Here is a 17,926-nt window from a genome sequence, read left to right on the forward strand (position 1 = left end):
CCTTACGGGCCTGCTTTTATCATGAGGAAGCGGTAGGTTCCTGGGCTGCCGGTTTGCCAGCCTCTAGCAGCGGTTGGTTACGTCCGAGAAAGATCGATAGGAACAGGATTAGAAGTCCTGTACCGATTAACAGCCATTCGATCGCGACCGCATCGGCGATTGGGCCGAAGATCAACATCCCTATCGGCATCATGGAAGTAGAGATCATGCTGAATACGCCAAAGATTCTGCCCATATAGTTTTCATCGACTTTCTCCTGAATCATTGTCATCGTTGGGGTATTAAAAGCCGGCATCGCCACGCCGAACAAAGCCATAAACGCCAAGTAGACCCAGAAGACAGGAACAATGCCTAGCAAGAAGGTGCACAAGCCCATGAGAACGGTAGCTAAGGTCATGGTGTGGACTTTGTTCCGAAAGCCTCCCCATGCCGCGATCAGCCCCCCTCCAGCCATCATCCCCACGGAGAAGGCGATTTCGATCGCCGTGAGCCGCCAAACCTCATCGCCAAAGCTCCGAGTAACCTGAAGCGGGGTTAAAAAAGCGGCCGGGGCCATCAGAATAAAAAAGATTGCCATAAACTTAAAGAAGGATTTCAGATAAGCTTGTCGACCTATGTAAACCAGTCCCTCTTTAAGATCGTTGAAGTAACTGGTCGGCGGTTGATCGGAGGCTTTGGGATGAGACGGTATCCGAAAATAAAGCAGCAACGTCAGTATCGCAATCGCCGCCGTAACCACATCGATGAAGAAGATCGCTTCGATTGTCGCTACGGTAAGGAGCGCGGCACTAACGATCGGGGACACAAACATAATTACCGCCTGGATGCTTCCGTTGATCCCGTTCACCTTGGTCAACCGGTCAGTAGGTACGATCTGCGGCAAAATCGCCCCAACTGCCGGTGTCTGCACGCCCGAACCAAGCGCCCGGATTGCAGCGATCGCGAACAACAACCATGCCTCTTTGTAGCCCATCAAGAACAGGATTGCCATCACCAGCGTGGACATTGCAATCATGCCATCCGCCAGCATGATCAACACCTTCCGGTTGTAGCGATCTGCCCAGACGCCCGCCACAGGAGATAATAGAAACGTCGGGATGAAACCGCATAGAATGTATAGGGTCATCATGATCCCTGATTTGGTATTTAACGTGATGTACCACATGATTGCATATTGCACGAGCGAAGAACCAAACAACGAAATGGTTTGACTGCTCAAGAAGAGAACAATATTCCTTCTCCACGATTCCTTTGGTACGGATTGATTTGACCTGTCTGCGTTATTCACGGCCATCCCCTTCCAACTTCATGTATTTAGGTATTATTATACTTTAATCGAACCCGATTCCCCAAACAATGGAAATGTTGACTATAAAAAAATAACCCCGTTAGCCGGGGTTACGCAGAAGATCATTACATTTTGACGTTTTCTTCCTTGGCCATGGAGCGAATGTAAAATGCCCCAAGTACCGAACAAAGCAGGAAAGTGAAAAAAGCCATCGCCGCCGCTTGCTCGCGTTCCTGGAAGACGCTGAACACCTGCTGCATCGAGACCCCCAGCATTTGCGGGGAGTTGGCGCCCAGCAGGAACGGAGCCGTAAACGAGCCGATCACTCCCATGAATACAAAGGTGAGGGCAACCAGGAACGTTTTATACGACAGAGGGAAAATAAACTTCGCAAACAGCCTGAACCTCCCTGCCCCAACATCTTTGGCGCTTTCGATGACCGACGAAGGAATCCCGGCCAACGCGGAGCTGAGCAGCATCGTTGTAAACGGAATGTTGAACCAGAGATTCGCGATAATGATCCCTTTCTCATCGAAAATGATACGCGGCAGCGTGACTCCGATATGCTCTAACAGGCGTGCCAGCCACCCATGGTTGCCGAGAAGATTGATTAATCCGTAGGTGGCGATGACCCCCGGGATGAATAAAGGGATCATATAGGTTTTTCGGATCAACTCGACGATCGGTCCTTGATTGAAGCGCATGTATACCGCCAAGCTATAGCTGATCAGCAGCACCAACGCGCAGGTGATTACGGTTATCCGAAGCGTAAATAGGATGTTCGCCCGCATCCCCTTATCGGTAAACAAAACGTAGTATCGGCTCAGGTCATATCCACCCGTCTCGTTGGTGAGGCTTAACATCAGGGATTGAAGGATCGGAATAATGACGACGACCAATAAAATCGCGAAGGAGGGGAGGACCATCGCCAACCCCGCCAACGCTTGTTTCCACTCCTTACTCATTGCGCAGCAACGTCGCTCTGCCAGCGTTTGTTGATTTCTGTACCTAAATCCCCGATGTTAAAGGTGCGGAAGCCTTCGGCAACGCCCTTGAATTTCTCTTGGGTTTCTTGCGGCATATTGGCCAGTTCGATGCCCGGGAACCCGTTCATTTTCTCAACGATGACCGCTTGGGCTTCCGGCGATAGGACGAAGTTCAGGAACTGATAAATCGCCTCTTGCTTATCCGATTCCCCGTTCACCATCAGATAAGTTGGACCGCCGTTAAAGCCAGGTGTGATTTGTTGCATTTTGACCGTATCGGGAAGCAGCCCTTCATTTAGCTGTTGCAGTACCATATCCGACCATGCCGGAATCAGTGAAACCTCGCCGTTCATCAGCAGATCCAGCGTGCCCTGGTTTTTCTTGGGGTAAATGCCGTCGCCGTAAACATATTGGCCAAGTTCCTTCAGCGTTTGGAACCCAGGATCCCATTTATCCATTACTGATGGATCGGAATTGTGAATATCCTCTTCGGGAAGATCCTTGTAGATCACCGTCTGCACGAACGAACTCCCCGAACCGCCGGTGGACGGGTCATTATAAGCGAATTGCCCCGGGTTGGATTTGATCCAGGCCAGCAATTCGTCCAATGTTTTCGGCGGATTCGTAACTTTCGTACTGTCATAAGCTAAGACAACGGCGGAAGAGCGATAAGGAATTGCGTAATTGTCCACGTCCTTCATCGTGTCCGCATTGACATTGGCCAGGTTAGGGATCGCATTCGTCTCTAATTGCTTCCATACCCCATCTTTCGTGCCCTGGGCCACGACGCCGATTCCATCCTCGTATAAATCGATATCGCCCGAGCCTTTGCCGGCTTGCTTCGCAGCTAGAATGCGGTCGTAAGTTGGTTCTGCGCCAGTTCCGGACGGAATGTAAACCAGATTCACATCTACCTGATCGTTTTGCTCCTCAAACATCGGGACGAGCGTATCCCATAGATCTTTGACGTTCTGCGAACCCGTAAAATAGAAGTTAAACTTGACGGGCGCGCTGGCCGCAGCTGGAGCCGTAGTTGATTCACTTGGCGATGATGCATTCGACGCCGCTCCATTTGCACCGCCACCGCCACATGCGGAGAGTAGCGTCATTGATAATAACGCAGTAGATAATAGGGTTAACCATGGTTTTTTGGATCGCATTTTCGTTTATCCTCCCTTAGTTGGGTTCTCCTGTCGGAAACCCGATCAATTTAACGATCTGTACGCCAACTTCTTTCCCGATAAACAGATGCTGCGTGGCTTCCTTGGACTGAAACGTCCGCAGAATCCCCCATCCAGCCAGTTCAACGGTGACCTCAGCGTAATGCCCGAGGACCATCACCTGCTTAATCTTCCCTTCCAACAACTCGCCCTTCTCCGTCGATTCACTTAAGACAACGTCCTCCGGTCGGATTGCCGCGGTGATTTTACCGCTGAGCCGCTTCTCGTTCGGAAAGCGAAGCGCGCCGATCCGGATGCTCCCTTCATCCGCCACCCCCTCCAAAAAGTTCATTTTGCCGATAAAACCGGCTACATATAAAGACTCGGGCGCATCATAAATCTGTTGTGGACCGGCAATCTGTTCAATGCGCCCGTGATTCATAACAACGATCCGGTCAGAGAGCGACAAAGCCTCTTCCTGATCATGCGTAACGAATACCATCGTGAGTCCGGTTTGCATCTGGATTTCGCGAAGCTCCTCGCGCATTTCATGACGCAGCTTCGCGTCCAGCGCCGAGAAAGGCTCGTCCAGCAACAGCACGGCCGGCTTGAGCAGCAGGGACCGGGCCAAGGCGACGCGTTGTTGCTGGCCGCCCGATAATTCGGCCGGATACTTCTTCTCGTACCCCGAGAGACGGACCAGCTTGAGCGCATCGGCGACCGCTGCGCGAACTTCCGCTTTGGGTACTTTGCGTATCTTCAGGCCGAAAGCTAGGTTATCGTAAACGGACATATGCGACCACAAGTTGTAGCTTTGGAAAACCATCGAGGTCGGACGTTTTTCGGGCGGCAGCCCGATGACACTTTGACCTTCAATCCGAATGTCGCCCGAATCTGGCTCGAGAAAACCGCCAATGCTGCGCAGCACCGTCGTTTTGCCGCATCCCGAGGGACCTAACAACGTCACCAACTCGCCTTGTTCCACCGTTAAATTGATATCGCTGACCCCGTCTCCTGTCTTGTAGCGTTTCGTCAAATTACGTACCGCTAATATCATGTTAGTTACTGCCCCTTTCTCCCATGGTCGGCTTATTTCGTTTGGAATCCGCTTGCCAGCACATCGGCGCTGACCAACCGCTGCGCGGCAAGCAGCAAGAGGATCGTTGGCAAGGTCAGGATGATGGAGAATACCGCACCCGCGCTGCTCGGAAAGTCCGAGATAATGGAATACATGACGATGGGCATCGTCTTGAAATCGGGAATACCGACGAGAAACGTCCCTTGTGCTTCATCCAACGAATTCAGAAACGTAAAGACCGAAGCGACCATAATCCCGGGCATCGCCATCGGCAGCGTGATGCTGCGGAACACCCGGAACGGACTGGCTCCGACATCCCGTGCCGATTCCTCCTGGGCCCGATGCACATTGCGGAAGGATGCCGTCGGAATCCAGGTCATAAACATCAGCACGTTGATCATGTGAATCAAGACAACCCCCAGCAAGGTGTTCATTAAACCGATCCGGTAGAACAATACCGCAATCGAGACATACAGTCCCATCTTCGGGAACGCATGCGTCAGCAGGAACGAGAACAGGAACATTCGCTTTAGCGGAAACTGAATTCTTGCAAATGCGTAAGCTGCGGGTATGCAGATGACGATCGATAAGGCCGTCACGATGGCCGCGATGAAGAACGACAACGAGATCGATGAGACGATATCATCCTTAGCCAGGACGAAGTTCCACCACTTGAAGCCCCAGGCTTCCGGCAGCACGTCCGGGTAGTTCCATTTCTCACTGAACGCGAGCACCAGCAAATTCAAAAGCGGCCCGGCAAAAAATATCGCAAAAACCGTTAGCAGCACAAATTCGATGATTCTCTTTGCCCCGACTTTTTTCCAGTACCAAAGCATTTAACTCACTCCTTTCCTTCTGTTGATTGGCGGATGACGACATGGCTGTTGTATTCCACCAGTTTCGGCAAATCCGTTACACCTCGGATCAGCTTGTCGAGCAGCTCCACCGCGTCCCTTCCGATGCCTGTTGCATCTACGCTGACCGTGGACAGGGACGGCGTATACATACTGCCGAGCTCAATGTCGTCATAACCCATCACCGCCACCTCCTGCGGAATGCGGACCCCTCGATCCAGCAACAGCTTCATCGCCCCCAGCGCCAGCATGTCGTTAGTCGTAAACAAGGCGGTATAACCTTGATCTATGAAAACCTGATAGTGCTCTTCCATTAGCTTGATTCCGTAAGCAAAGTTGGACTCCGGAGATGGAACAATCTTCACGGCACTCGATTGCGTGGAGATACCGAGTTGTTCCAGGCGGCGGGTGAACCCCGCCAAGCGCAGCGAATGGCTGCGATGCTCGATCGGACCGGCAATAACGAAAAATTTTCGATGGCCCTGCCCGTGCAAATAATCGGCCGCTCGGCTTCCCCCGGTTTCATCATTGCTGACCAAATGGATGACCTCGGGGTCATCGGTCGAGCCGTTGACCATTAGATAAGGAAGATTGAATTTTTTGACATAATCAATTACGTTCTTCTGAAGTCGGCTGACCAGAATCAATCCGTCTACCCGCTGTTCCAGCAAAAAATCCGTAGAACGTAAGCTCATTTCCCGATCCGTTTTCAAGAAGACAGAATACCCCCGAGCTTCGGATGCCACAAGGATTTCATCAATTATCTTGCCGTAAAGCGGATGGGAGACAATGGGCGGCTGCTCTCGAAACACGATTACGCCAAGGTTGTTCGTTCGTTTGGTTACCATGGCTCGCGCAACGGCATTCGGCTTGTAACGGAGTGTTTCCGCTGCTTGCAGGACGCGTTCCTTCACCTCAGGGCTGGCATACCCATTGCCGGAAATGACTCGGGAAGCCGTGGATTTGGACACCCCGGCCAACTGAGCTAACTCCCGAAGGCCATGGTTCGGCTTATTCGTCAACGTACGATCTCCCTTCTTTGTTTAACGTTTCAGCTTTCACCGCTAGAAGCGCAGCAACGTCACGGGTCGTGATCGAATCCACACCCATGCCGGCCATTCGCCGCATTTCTGATGGATCCGAAACGGTCCAAACAAATACGGCTAGACCTGCTCGTTTCGCTGCATCCATGAACTCAGGCCGAATCAATTGATACGGGACATTTAAACCGAAACATCTGGCCGCACGTCCCTCATCACAAGCTCGATCAACGGCTTCGGCATAAGGGCTTGTCAGGAAACTGTCGATGTTCACGTTCAGCAGCTTTCGGAATTGCCGAGCGCTGCGATCGGCCTCTAGTGCGACGGGGTACTCGCATCCGCTAAAGAAAGCTTGATCGGCCATCTCCATTCTGGTCAGCATCGCTGCTAAAGGTTCTAGACAAGCAGCGGATTTGATGTCAAGGTTCATTGTTTTGCCGGTTTCCTTAATCCACCGAAGAACCGAGGCTAGCGGAAGCCGATCTTCGACCGATTGTTCATCCAACTCCGCCAACGTCATGTCCGATAACCTTCCGGTACGCCCCTCCGCCAATGCCACTTCGTCATCATGTGCCAAGACAAGTCCTCCGTCGCGAGTAACTCGTATGTCATCCTCGTAGACGTCTGCCCCGATTGCCAATGCTGCCCGCAAGGAGGCGAGGGAGTGATCAGGTTGTCCCATGCAGCCGGTATGGGCCGTTACTAACGGAAATTGCTTCATGCCATGAAGTACCTCCTTAATCGAAATAAACCGGGTTGGTAAAAGCGATGATTGCATGAGCCCCTTGCACAATGCCCCAAAGCTCAGCCCGCAGCCATTTTCGGGGCCCGGGTGAAAGCAGCAAACCGGATAGACAAACCGGCTCATTCGCGTTGTTTTTGCTCCACGTGACCTCTATATCCAGTTCCTGCCCCTGGTCGGAGCAGAGAATTAGCTTGAAGGTTTGATCGGATAAGAACCATAATCCCGATCTCAACGTAAAATCGATGGTTACACTAGCTTGCAACTCCCGCTGATCCTCCGCTTGCAACGGTAAGGAGACCACGGAGCCTAACTCGAACTTATGGCCATCGGCAAATATCGCAAGGCTCAGCAGAGGCCCGACCGTAACGGTAGCTCTCCCCTCCCGCAGGGAGTCAACCAGCAGTTCCTCCGTCGGCTGCTCGCCGTCTGGGATACCGAGATACGTGACTGATAGAGGTTCTTCTGTTTTCATCTGCGCATGCCAATCTCGACCCGAAGTCGCGGAGATCCGAAATCCCTCATTCAGCTTGTCGGTCCAAAGGGCAAAAGCTCGTCGGTTATTGGTGCGGATGGAAGCGAACGTGCCGGACCAGACTTCGATATAATCGACGACGGACCAATCCTTCAGCTCATATTCCCAATAACATCCCGTACATGCCGGACTCCCGATCCGGAACGGATGGGCCAACCCCGCAATGCCGCCAAGGCGATGCACTGCCTGAATGCCGTCTGCGATCTGGCTTGGGTCCGCACTTCGCCAATCCGCGTATTCGCTTAACCCTAGCGTGACCATATGCCCATAAAACGTTGTCCACTCCATGCCGGGCAGGATTAGTAGCCCGTATTGGCTAGCGATGGAATCCTTCCCCGCGAGCCCTGACATCGTGTTGTGGTCCGTTAGGGCGATCGCGTCGAAGCCCAGTTCAACAGCCCCCGCCGCCAGCTCTTCCAGCGTTTGGACGCCATCGCTGTGCTGCGTATGCGTATGCAGCTCGCAAGCTATCCATCTCACCTCCACTTCAACTCCTTTCCGCCCAAATTTGTAATCGATATTCGCACGAATCCGTCACGATACAATGAATGCTCAACGTGACTTGCCAATCACCGGCAAGCAGCCGGCCTGGCATCAGCCCCGGTGAAGCGTGGTCCACGGCGAGTTCTAGTTCTAACGTCGGGTCATGGCGATGACAGGCTCCTCGATAACCGATCGGATCATCTAACGAGAGTGTGATCAGATTTTTCAACGGAAGGTAACTGTCCGCTTGGGTTAACGCCGGTTCTCTTTGTTCCGGCAGTAGGTAAGAATCGAAACTTTGCATGAGCAGCATCAACGATCGGTCACGATCTTCCAGCACTTTCGGAGCATACTCAAAGCGTAGTTGCAGCAGTTTGCAGTCTTGATCTATTTGAAACGGAATGCGGACATGCGTTTTGGAATTTTCCGGTGTAAAGCGTCCTTTCCTATCCAGAACCGGCAAGTGCAAAATGATTCACCGTCCTCTTCTTGAATTACTGCTTAGGGACTTGTTCCCGACTGGGAACGGTCCCATATATCTCTCATGGTACTGGGCAAACATCAAGGCGGTATCATCCGCATGTTAATCTTCTGTAAAGGCGATGAGGGAAGGATACATCCTCGCATAAAATGGAAAGTTCAGGATAATCTATGGGAACAGGATGACAGGAAGGGATGCGCCTTGTGACAAGGTATCCAGAATAAGGGAGAAGAAGTCCAATGAACAAAGAGATTCGCTTTGCCCATCAAGTAAAAAAACAACTGTCCGATTTAGAGCCGATACCAGAAACCACGCTATCCTCGAGCCTTGATCAAAATGCAATGACCCTTAGCCAAATTTTTGCGTCATGCGCCGATCTAGTAATAAGGAATTTCTTTATTTTTGATTCCAAGCCCTGTTTGGCCGTATATCTCGACGTACTTGTTGACAGGAAGCTATTGGAGCATGGCTTGCTTTCTCCCCTCATGGACCTGGACATCAAGGAATCCGAATCTAACGAACAGGTAATCGATCGCATGAAATACCGTTTGCCTTCGATCGTCTTGCCGGAAATTGTAAATAAGCTGAATGATGCTGTTCAGCGGATCGTCAAAGGCGAAGTGGTGATCTTCATCGAGTCCATGAAACAGGCAATGAGCTTTAATATCAACGATGAACTAAAGCGTCCGTTGGAAGAGCCAAGCACAGAAGCGGTAGTCCGCGGTCCACGAATCGGTTTTATTGAGAAATTGAACGTGAATATGAGCCTGATACGACACAACATACATAGTCCGTATTTGAAGATGGAGAAGGCTGTCATCGGAGCAACCACCCATACCGAATTGGCTATCCTCTATATCGAGGGGATCGCTCCGCAGTCCGTCATTCAAGAGGCTAAACAGCGACTGAATCAGATTGAGATGGATAGCATTCTTAGTTCCGGTTACATTGAGGAGTTGATCCGGGACCACCCGAAATCGCCTTTTCCCGTCATTCAAGCAAGTCAAAGACCGGATGCCGTATCAGCCGCCTTGATCCAAGGGAAGGTAGCGATTCTCGTAGACGGCACGCCTTTTGCTCTCATCCTCCCCGTCACTTTCTGGTTCGCGTTTCAAACAGTGGAGGATTACTATATCAACTTTCTGTTTGCCTCGATGCTGCGAATGCTAAGGTTTTTATTTGCTTTCCTGGCATTAGCTTTGCCGTCCCTCTTCGTAGCGGTCACGACCTATCATTCGGAGATGATTCCGACGGCTTTGACGTTAAGCCTTGCGTCCGCTCGGGAAATCATCCCGTTTCCGGCGCTCCTGGAGACCTTCATGATGGAGGTGACTTTCGAGGCGCTCCGCGAGGCTGGCGTGCGCCTGCCGCGTCCCGTTGGCCAAACGATCAGCATTGTGGGCGCACTTGTCATCGGACAGGCAGCGGTCCAAGCAGGTATTATATCTGCTCCGCTGATCATCGTGGTTTCTTTGACGGGAATCGCATCCTTCCTCATCCCCCAAACGGAGATGAGCCAAGCGATCAGCTTGCTTCGGTTTCCTCTTCTGATTTGCGCAGGCACTTTCGGATTGTACGGGGTTAGCGTCGGACTAATTGCCATCCTCATTCATTTGACGAACTTGCGTTCCTTCGGAGTCTCCTATCTGTCCCCCGTCTCCCCGTTTCAACTGTCCGGGTTGTCCGACGTTTTCGTGAGAGCCCCATGGCAGCAGATGAAGAAACGCCAGAAGAGCATGAAGCAAGAACTGGAGTGAAAGAAATGATGAAGCGCGGAAGAATCGTTGGGAGAATGCTGATAATGGGGATATATCTCTGCTTACTTGCGGGGTGCTGGGATCGCAAAGAGTTGGATGAGCTTGCTTTTGTTATGGCTACCGGATTTGATCGTATGGAGAACGGAGAGCTTGAATCCACCATGCAGATCGCTCTCCCTAGCAAAATATCAAGCTCCGGGCAGACCGGAGGCGGAACGGACTCTCCATCCTTCATGAACGTCTCGGCAACGGCACATGAAGCCATTGATACGTTAAACAAGGGACAAAAACAATTATCCCGAAAGATCAACCTGGGACATCGCAGAGTATTGATCATTGGTGAAAGCCTCGGACGCGATGGGATAGACCAAATCATAGACGCCTTGCTTCGTTCTCCCGAAAGCCGTTTCAACAGTTATATTGCCACGTCATACGGCGCGTCGGCCAAAGAGATCTTGAGCACTTCTTATCAAATGGAGAAAATACCCGCCATCGGCATGAATAATCTCATGGAAAGCGGCTTTAACATCTCTGTAAAGACGGACGAGTTTATCCATAATCTCTCGACTTACGGGCAATCGCCGGTTACTCCTGCCATTCGTCTCGATAAAAACTCATCCGATCAACCCACCTTCGTCTTCGACAAAGTTGCGATGTATCGCGACAACAAACTGGTGGGGTTTCTATCCGGGCAGCAGCAAAAGGCGTTTCAGTTGTTTAGGAAAAACACCCGTGATCTGACGTGGATCGTGCAGTTTGCTCCTCCGAAAAACGCATTTCACGGCACGGTCAATATGCGTGTGACGAAGGTAAGCACGGACATCCGGACTCGACTGACCGAGGGTGATCCAGCCATAACGATCACTTGCAAGATCGTCGGCAAAATCAACTCCAACGATACGGAAATGGATCTTAGCAAACCAGATGTACTAGTTAGGTTAGAAAGGAAATATGAGGAAGATATCCAGGCATCGATGGAGAGGCTAATTTCGCACACGCAGCAGGAGGACATTCGAGCGGATATTTTAGGGTTTGGGGATCAAATTCATATCGAGCACCCTTACGTCTGGAAAGAACTCAAAACGAAATGGGATACCTTATACCCGGCGGTTCCAGTAAAGGTAAATATCCATGTGCGTATCGAGCGGATCGGCAGAACAAAAGGTCCCGCGCAGCTAAAGAAGTCGTGATCACGTTTAAATCGAGGTAGATAGTCATGAAAATAACCGGTTTACAACTGTTCTGGATGATTACCCTTATGAGCTTGGGCATGACCATGGTCATGACGATGACCCCTGCGGTGTCTGCCGCCAAGCAAGACATGTGGATTTCGGTGATCCTTTCCGGATGTATCGTGATGATCATCACCTTTCTAGCCACGCAAACCTCAAAGCTTTACCCAACCCAAAATTTAATCCAACTTAGTCAGACGATTTTGGGTAAATGGCTCGGCAAAGCGGTGATCCTCATCTATTTCGTGCAATGGTTGACCATCCTTCCGATCGTGATGCGGCAATTTAACGATGTGATCCAAACGCTGATTTTGCCGTCAACACCGAAATGGGCGGTCATTCTCATCATGCTTGCCTTAACGATTTATGCAACCTATTCGGGAGGGATTGAGACGATCGCGCGTTGCAGCGAGATTCTTGGACCTATCGCGGTAATCATGATTTTGCTGATCCTGATTGCCAGCATCAATAATATCAATCTTCACTATTTGCTTCCCGTGTATGCGGACAGCGGTATAGCGCCAATAATCAAAGGATCTCTGGCCCCTGCCTCCTATCTAGGGCATTCCGTAGAGTATCTTATGCTCGCATCGTTTCTGCAAACTCCACGGCAAGGGACACGATATGCTTTTGCTGCGATCACCACGGCTTGGATCGTGGTCTTGATCTCCGTGACGATGGCTTGTGCGACATTGGGAGTGCAACTGTCTTCCCAAATGTGGTACCCCTTTTTTGAAATGTCCCGCAAAATTACGATGTTCGGGTTTATCGAAAACCTTGATCCTCTGCCGATCGTCATATGGGTATCCAGCGTGTTCATCAAGCTGGCCATTATTTTGTTCATCACCAGTTATGGAACAGCGCAATTCCTGAATATTTCAAAATGGAGAGCGATGATCTGGTTCATCGCTCCCGTGATCATGCTCCTCTCTTTGGTACCACGGAACATCAACGAAGCGGTGACCGACTACTTGCTGAATTATTGGATACCCGTTGCGCTGCCCGTCAATATGTTAGGGATCCCCCTACTGCTGTTAACCGTAGGCAGAATCAGACAAGCCTTCAATCGATCGGCATGAACGCCTTCGTCCTCCTCCGCATCGATCCCTTCGGGTATCAGCGCCCTTGCATCATTTTTTTGTAAGCGGAATACTGATGAATCGCAACGCCGCCGAATCCTTCGTGCTGCGCATAGTACGCGTTGATCGCCTTAATCTGTTTGTCCAAGTAGACCGAACCTTTGTTGTAGTACGTGATTTCATTTGGAATCGTAGAACCATTCGGCGCACTGGTCTCTGCGCCAATGTACACCTTTTTGCCCAGTTTGGCCGCGTAATTCGCTTCCACCAGAGACGCACGAATTTGCCGTTCGGCCGTGTCACGATACGCCATCAGGGATGCGGTATCCACAATATCCAATACAAAGTAACTTAAGGGCTTACGTTGTCCACCCGTATCGACCATCACAGGATTCTCCCCCGAGGCATACCAACAGGGAATCGCTGCGTTGAACTCTAGTGAGTCGCCGCTTGCTTTGATTTCTCCAGCGATTTTCTTCAATACTTGGATGTACTGATAGTTGACGGAACCCCGCTTGGTTTTGTATTCCGCTAAAGTGTGCGGTTCGATATCATATTGAATCCCGTCAAAGACACTGGCCGGGTGAGATCCATTAAACGAAAGCACCTGTTGCAGTTCAGCTAACGCCTCGCGATGGCGGCCCTCCAAGGCCCATTCCGCTCTTCCAACCAGCGCAAAGACACGAATCCCCTCCTCATGTGCTCTAAGGATCAACTCTTCGTAAGTAGCGGGTTGATCTGGTAAAGTCTTGCTCGTTCCGATAAACAACAGGTTGATGTCCTGTTCTTTCAAAAACTTCAATAACGCCGTGATTTTGTTCGAGTTCGAAGCGGCTTCATAAAAATCCCACGCCCAAATCGCCTTGGTTTGCGGCTCCTTCGCTTGGGCCGGAGAGGTAACTCCGCATGCTAAAATCAAACAAATCGCCAATAACAGAAGTATCGCCTTATTCTTCACTCGGTTCATCTCGTTTCTCTACGCTCCAATCCTTCTCGTATTTCTCCTCGCTCTGGATAAGGGGGTTCACTTCCCCTATCACAGGGTTATTCGATTCAGAATGAGATTAACACAAAAAGGATGGTCAACGAATGATCAATTTGACCCAAAGTGCAGGGCGTCGGGGCCTGATTATTGGGCTATTCTGCCATTCACTTAGCCGACAGCCCTTGATTGAACCGGTCCAAGGACCGCTGCTGGATTTGGAGCGCACGGTCAATCCCCATGGTATGAATTTGCTCCACATAGCCTTCAAACGCATCGAGCGGTTCGATTCCGTAGATGATTTTAAGCGACATCTCATCCACGATCCGGTTGACGTCTTGCATAATCATGGAGAATTCCGTGCTCTCCTCCTCGGTTTTAGGCAGGGATGGCAAAGTGTGGAGCGCGGCATCCGTATCGGACCAGAGCCGGGTTGCCTCTTGCTGTTCCCGCAGCGTGTAATACTGTTCCATATAACGCACATCCTGCACAAACGGACCGAAATAGCTGGCTCGGGTGTACATCGCCAGGGCTTGCGACGGAGCCCATTTGTTCGGATTTTTCAAGATGAGGTCCGTATAGGTGGGATCCCCGTCCTTCATTTCGTAGCTGACTCCCTCCATCCCGAAGTTGAACAACAAATGACCTTCCGGGCTATACCCGTAATCCAGCATTCGGGCTGCTTCCTCCACATGCGGATTGTTTGTCGAGATCGCAACGCCGCCACTGGCGCCAACGGCTGGGGCGAACTGGCCGAATTTCGGACGATCGCCTTTGTTCAACACCGGATATGGTGCCGGCGCCAGTTCTACGGAGGGGTCCTTCGCCTGCATTAGAGGCAGCCAGGTCCCGATCCCCGCCCCGGCATTCCAAATGCTTGCGCCGCTGCGTCCAAGAATCATGCTGGTGTCCTGGGTTTCCGAATCCACGGCCGCAAGATTGGGATCGATCAGCCCTTCCTTGAACCAGTCGCGGAACAAGGCAAGAAACGCTTTATACTCCGGTTCGATCGCGCCGAACTTCACCTTTCCCTGCTCCTGATAGAAGTCTTTCTTGATACCAAAAGCGCCAACGAATCCGCCACCTTCTATGCCGAACAGCGGATTCGGTACGCCAAGAAACGTCAGCGGCGCTTTAGCCCCCTTGTGTTCCTTGAATGCTATTAGCACATCATGCCATTCTGCGATCGTCTCCGGCACCTCGAGCCCAAGTTCATCAAGCCAATCCTTGCGAATGATAGGCCCTTGGTACGTGCGGAGTCGCTTGTCGCCCTGAATGAAGGGGAAAGCGTAATAACTCCCGTTGGCCGTGCGAACCTGCAGATCGATGTCGGGATGCTCGCTGAGGTACTCTTTCAGATGAGGAGCATATTGATCAATGATCTCATTTAGTCTCAGGATATATCCATCGTTGATCGCTTTCTCAGGACCGCCCGGATAATGGATCCATTCATATTCGATTAAATCCGGCAGCTCGCCGGAAGCCAACAGAATGCTGAGCGCCTCCTTCCCTTGATTGGCGGGGGGCTGGATGAAATTCAAATCGACCCCGGTTCTCCGCTGCCATTCCTGGAAGAAGGGGACCTCATTAAAGTTGGATTTAATGCTGGCCGCATTTCCGTTCAGTTCTGCCCAGTAAGTTAACGTTAGCGGTGTGTCGAGGGCATTGTCCTCACCTGACCCCAACATCTGCGACTTTCCCGCGAAGGCCGCCGAGTTCACGCGAGGTAACCCTTCAGAAGGATCGCATGCTCCCAGCAAAACGACCAGCAGCGCCAGCATCAGCGTCACTGTCCATCCCCGGTCTATCATCGGAAGCCGCCCCTTCCGCTTACCCGTTCGATTCATCCCGTAGCCTCCTTCCCGTTCATTCCGCTGATCTCTTTATATCTGCCAGGCGTGATCCCTTCATATTTTTTGAACACCCGAATAAATGTGGCCGCATCGTTATACCCCACGACCTTGGAGAGCTCGCTGATCGAATCGGTTTGGAACCGCATCAGCTCCTTCGCCTTCTCGATTCGGCTTCGATGGATGCTGTCCAGCAACCCTTCACCCGTCTGATTCTTGTAAAGCTTGGACAGATAACTGCCCTTCATGCCAAAATGGTCACCGATCGCATTTACATTCAAATTCACGTCGCTGTAACGAGCCGCTATATAAGCAGTCACTTGCTCCGACAGGCTGCGAAGCGAGTCCTCTCGCTCCCTCGACAGATGACTTACGCGTTTCGCAGCGGCAAACGTACAAACCTCTTCCAACAAGCCATGTAATGCGCTTTGCATTTCCTGAACGGTATCGCAGGCCAGAACATCGTCGATCCAGAGCGGATAGCCGGCCAGCCTCTCATCGTCATCGTGGCCGCCTATTTCATGAATGACCTTGATCATGGTGCTCACCAGATTGAACATGAGGCATTTCGCAACGTTGAGCGACATCACCGGCTGTTCCAAATTCCGCTTCATAATCTCATTCATATAACTGCCGGCCTGGTCGGCATCGCCGGCCTTCATCAAGTTGATGAGCTGCTGCTCGGCTTGCAGCGGATAATCGTACCCGTATGGACCTACCGCTGACTCCTGACGGATATCCCCGTAAGCGATGATGCCTTTCTTGCCCAAAACCATCTTGTACTCCATCGCGTCCACCGCTTCTTGATACGCTTCGTGAATGCCGATCCAGGATGAATGACGTCCGCTGATCGAGATGGTCAACTCCATGTCATACCGTTCCAAGAACCGCTGCGCGTCCACCGCGATCTCGCTCAGTTCCTGACTCCAAAGGGAGGAATCCGTCCGCAGATTCACCAGGCATACCATCATCTCATCCGCCTCCGCGACGTATCCGGCGTGCCCGCGACTTTCGACCAGCTCCTCCACTACGTTGGAGATGATAAGCTGAATCAGCTTGCTCCGTTCGTTCAGGCCCACGCCCGGCAGCTTGTCGTAGAGATGATCCTCATTTTCGATGACAAACAAGATGACAGCAAAATCCAGGGAATGCAGCGACATCTGAAACGAACGAAACGACTCTTCATAAGGAACCAGGGGATCGGTTTTACCTTTGAGCAGCCGGTAAATCAGGTTGGACCGTAACACCTGCTGATGCTTCTGGAGCTGCTGCGCAATCTCGTTCTTCTCCGTCCGCGTACGCAGGATCATGTTCTGGATGAAGCGCAATTCGTTGGTCTCCCCCGGTAAGGTTTGTGTAGTCTTATCCGTCAGCGATTCCACCAGCTGTTGAATCGGCGAGTAGTTGCGCCGCATGAAGAACCACGTCAGCACGCCGGCGCCAACCAAGCTAACCAGGATACTGACATAAGTGAAGTTACGGACGTTGACGGCCTTTTCCCAATACAATCCGCTTGGGATAATCAAGGCATATTTAAGATCTGATATCGCGGAATCCATGTAGAACAATTCGGATTCGCCTGTTTGTGCTTGATCCAGCCTGACGCGGTTCCCGTCCATAAACGGGAGCAGTACATCGGCATTATTTCGATTCGTCATCAAGACTTCGTTATTCTGATTTAGAATCAGCAGCAGACCCTCACTGAAGCCCGAGATCCCCTCGATCGCTTGCTGGAACCGGCTTGTATCCGTCATGACCACGACGGCCCCCGTCTCTTGACCATTCAGATTCGGCGGCAACTGCGTAACATAAGCGATGGAGGATTCCGCCGGCCCCGCATTCAGATGAGGAAGCACCACAAATCGGTTTGTATCCGCTTCCAAAACGAGGCGTTCCCAGGCCTCCATACTCATCGCACCCGTCTGGTGGATCGTATGAAAAGCGGTTGGCAAATCCCGGATATTGCCCGCCCGGAGGATCGCATCGCCCTTCTTCCAAACCACGTAAAATTCATCAATCGTTGCATACGACGTCTTGAACAAGCGAAATTCTTTGACCAACTGATAAGCGGTATAAGGAGCTTCAGCCTCGGACTGGGTCGAGTACATGAGCGTCTGCAGGTTCGGACTCCAGGTCATCTCCATATTCAGCCGCTTCATTAGATCGATCTGCGTATCGATCGTATAGCGCATTTGCTTCAGCAGCGAATCGTTCGCCCGGTGAATTTCGCTCTTGAGAGCCGCATTGGCTTGAGCATAAATGACGAGGCTGATCAGAATCGGCACGAACAACACTGCACTATACGAAACGAGCCAGGTCACAATCACGCTTTCCCGCTTCCGCCACAAGGATTGAATGTTCAGCATCCGTTTCTCCCCC

15 protein-coding genes are annotated in these 17,926 nt (G+C 51.4%); 3 read left to right on the plus strand and 12 right to left on the minus strand.

Translation table 11 applies throughout. From position 1 onward, the window contains the following. Window positions 1-19: 19 nt before the first annotated feature. From MKZ15_RS12735 to MKZ15_RS12775, 9 genes are all read right to left on the minus strand, one after another. On the minus strand, window positions 20-1,294 hold the full coding sequence (locus tag MKZ15_RS12735; protein WP_339816419.1) for an MFS transporter: 1,275 nt from the start codon (window positions 1,292-1,294) through the stop codon (window positions 20-22). A gap of 119 nt (window positions 1,295-1,413) precedes the next feature. Then, the gene (locus tag MKZ15_RS12740; RefSeq protein ID WP_339816420.1) at window positions 1,414-2,253 is read right to left on the minus strand and encodes an ABC transporter permease subunit; all 840 of its coding nucleotides are present in this window, start codon (window positions 2,251-2,253) and stop codon (window positions 1,414-1,416) included. After that, a complete protein-coding gene (locus MKZ15_RS12745) occupies window positions 2,250-3,434 on the minus strand; it encodes an extracellular solute-binding protein (RefSeq protein WP_339816422.1) in 1,185 nt (394 codons plus the stop codon). Before MKZ15_RS12745 ends, MKZ15_RS12740 begins: the two co-directional genes overlap by 4 nt. A gap of 16 nt (window positions 3,435-3,450) precedes the next feature. Continuing rightward, window positions 3,451-4,491, minus strand: coding sequence for an ABC transporter ATP-binding protein (locus MKZ15_RS12750; RefSeq protein WP_339816423.1), 1,041 nt, complete (start codon window positions 4,489-4,491; stop codon window positions 3,451-3,453). 32 nt (window positions 4,492-4,523) lie between these two features. Continuing rightward, window positions 4,524-5,348 (minus strand): ABC transporter permease subunit, encoded by an 825-nt coding sequence (locus MKZ15_RS12755; RefSeq protein WP_155607939.1) that lies wholly within the window; start codon window positions 5,346-5,348, stop codon window positions 4,524-4,526. A 5-nt stretch (window positions 5,349-5,353) separates the two neighbouring features. Then, a complete protein-coding gene (locus MKZ15_RS12760) occupies window positions 5,354-6,388 on the minus strand; it encodes a LacI family DNA-binding transcriptional regulator (protein ID WP_339816424.1) in 1,035 nt (344 codons plus the stop codon). Beyond that, window positions 6,378-7,127: a glycerophosphodiester phosphodiesterase gene (locus tag MKZ15_RS12765; RefSeq protein ID WP_339816425.1), complete on the minus strand. Its 750-nt coding sequence runs from the start codon at window positions 7,125-7,127 to the stop codon at window positions 6,378-6,380. Before MKZ15_RS12765 ends, MKZ15_RS12760 begins: the two co-directional genes overlap by 11 nt. A 16-nt stretch (window positions 7,128-7,143) precedes the next feature. Next, window positions 7,144-8,163: a CehA/McbA family metallohydrolase gene (locus MKZ15_RS12770; RefSeq protein ID WP_339816426.1), complete on the minus strand. Its 1,020-nt coding sequence runs from the start codon at window positions 8,161-8,163 to the stop codon at window positions 7,144-7,146. Window positions 8,164-8,170: 7 nt separating this feature from the next. Then, entirely contained in the window at window positions 8,171-8,635 is a 465-nt protein-coding gene (locus MKZ15_RS12775; RefSeq protein ID WP_239483889.1) for a hypothetical protein, read from the minus strand. Between the two features lie 251 nt (window positions 8,636-8,886). Between MKZ15_RS12775 and MKZ15_RS12780 the strand changes: the two genes are divergently transcribed. From MKZ15_RS12780 to MKZ15_RS12790, 3 genes are read left to right on the plus strand one after another with little or no spacing between them, the layout of a single operon-like run. Then, window positions 8,887-10,404 (plus strand): spore germination protein, encoded by a 1,518-nt coding sequence (locus tag MKZ15_RS12780; protein WP_339816427.1) that lies wholly within the window; start codon window positions 8,887-8,889, stop codon window positions 10,402-10,404. Between the two features lie 44 nt (window positions 10,405-10,448). Then, a complete protein-coding gene (locus MKZ15_RS12785; protein ID WP_339816428.1) occupies window positions 10,449-11,594 on the plus strand; it encodes a Ger(x)C family spore germination protein in 1,146 nt (381 codons plus the stop codon). Between the two features lie 26 nt (window positions 11,595-11,620). Beyond that, the gene (locus MKZ15_RS12790) at window positions 11,621-12,715 is read left to right on the plus strand and encodes a GerAB/ArcD/ProY family transporter (RefSeq protein WP_339816429.1); all 1,095 of its coding nucleotides are present in this window, start codon (window positions 11,621-11,623) and stop codon (window positions 12,713-12,715) included. Between the two features lie 37 nt (window positions 12,716-12,752). On the opposite strand, the gene MKZ15_RS12795 is transcribed toward MKZ15_RS12790, so the two are convergent. From MKZ15_RS12795 to MKZ15_RS12805, 3 genes are all read right to left on the minus strand, one after another. Beyond that, a complete protein-coding gene (locus MKZ15_RS12795; RefSeq protein ID WP_339816430.1) occupies window positions 12,753-13,682 on the minus strand; it encodes a hypothetical protein in 930 nt (309 codons plus the stop codon). A gap of 182 nt (window positions 13,683-13,864) precedes the next feature. Next, entirely contained in the window at window positions 13,865-15,544 is a 1,680-nt protein-coding gene (locus MKZ15_RS12800) for an extracellular solute-binding protein (protein WP_339816431.1), read from the minus strand. Next, window positions 15,541-17,913, minus strand: a complete 2,373-nt coding sequence (locus MKZ15_RS12805) for a helix-turn-helix domain-containing protein (RefSeq protein WP_339816432.1) — start codon at window positions 17,911-17,913, stop codon at window positions 15,541-15,543. The genes MKZ15_RS12800 and MKZ15_RS12805 overlap by 4 nt, the downstream gene beginning before the upstream one ends. Between the last annotated feature and the right edge of the window lie 13 nt (window positions 17,914-17,926).

It is taken from the genome of Paenibacillus sp. FSL R7-0216, from assembly GCF_037969915.1.
Classification (GTDB): domain Bacteria; phylum Bacillota; class Bacilli; order Paenibacillales; family Paenibacillaceae; genus Fontibacillus; species Fontibacillus rhizolycopersici.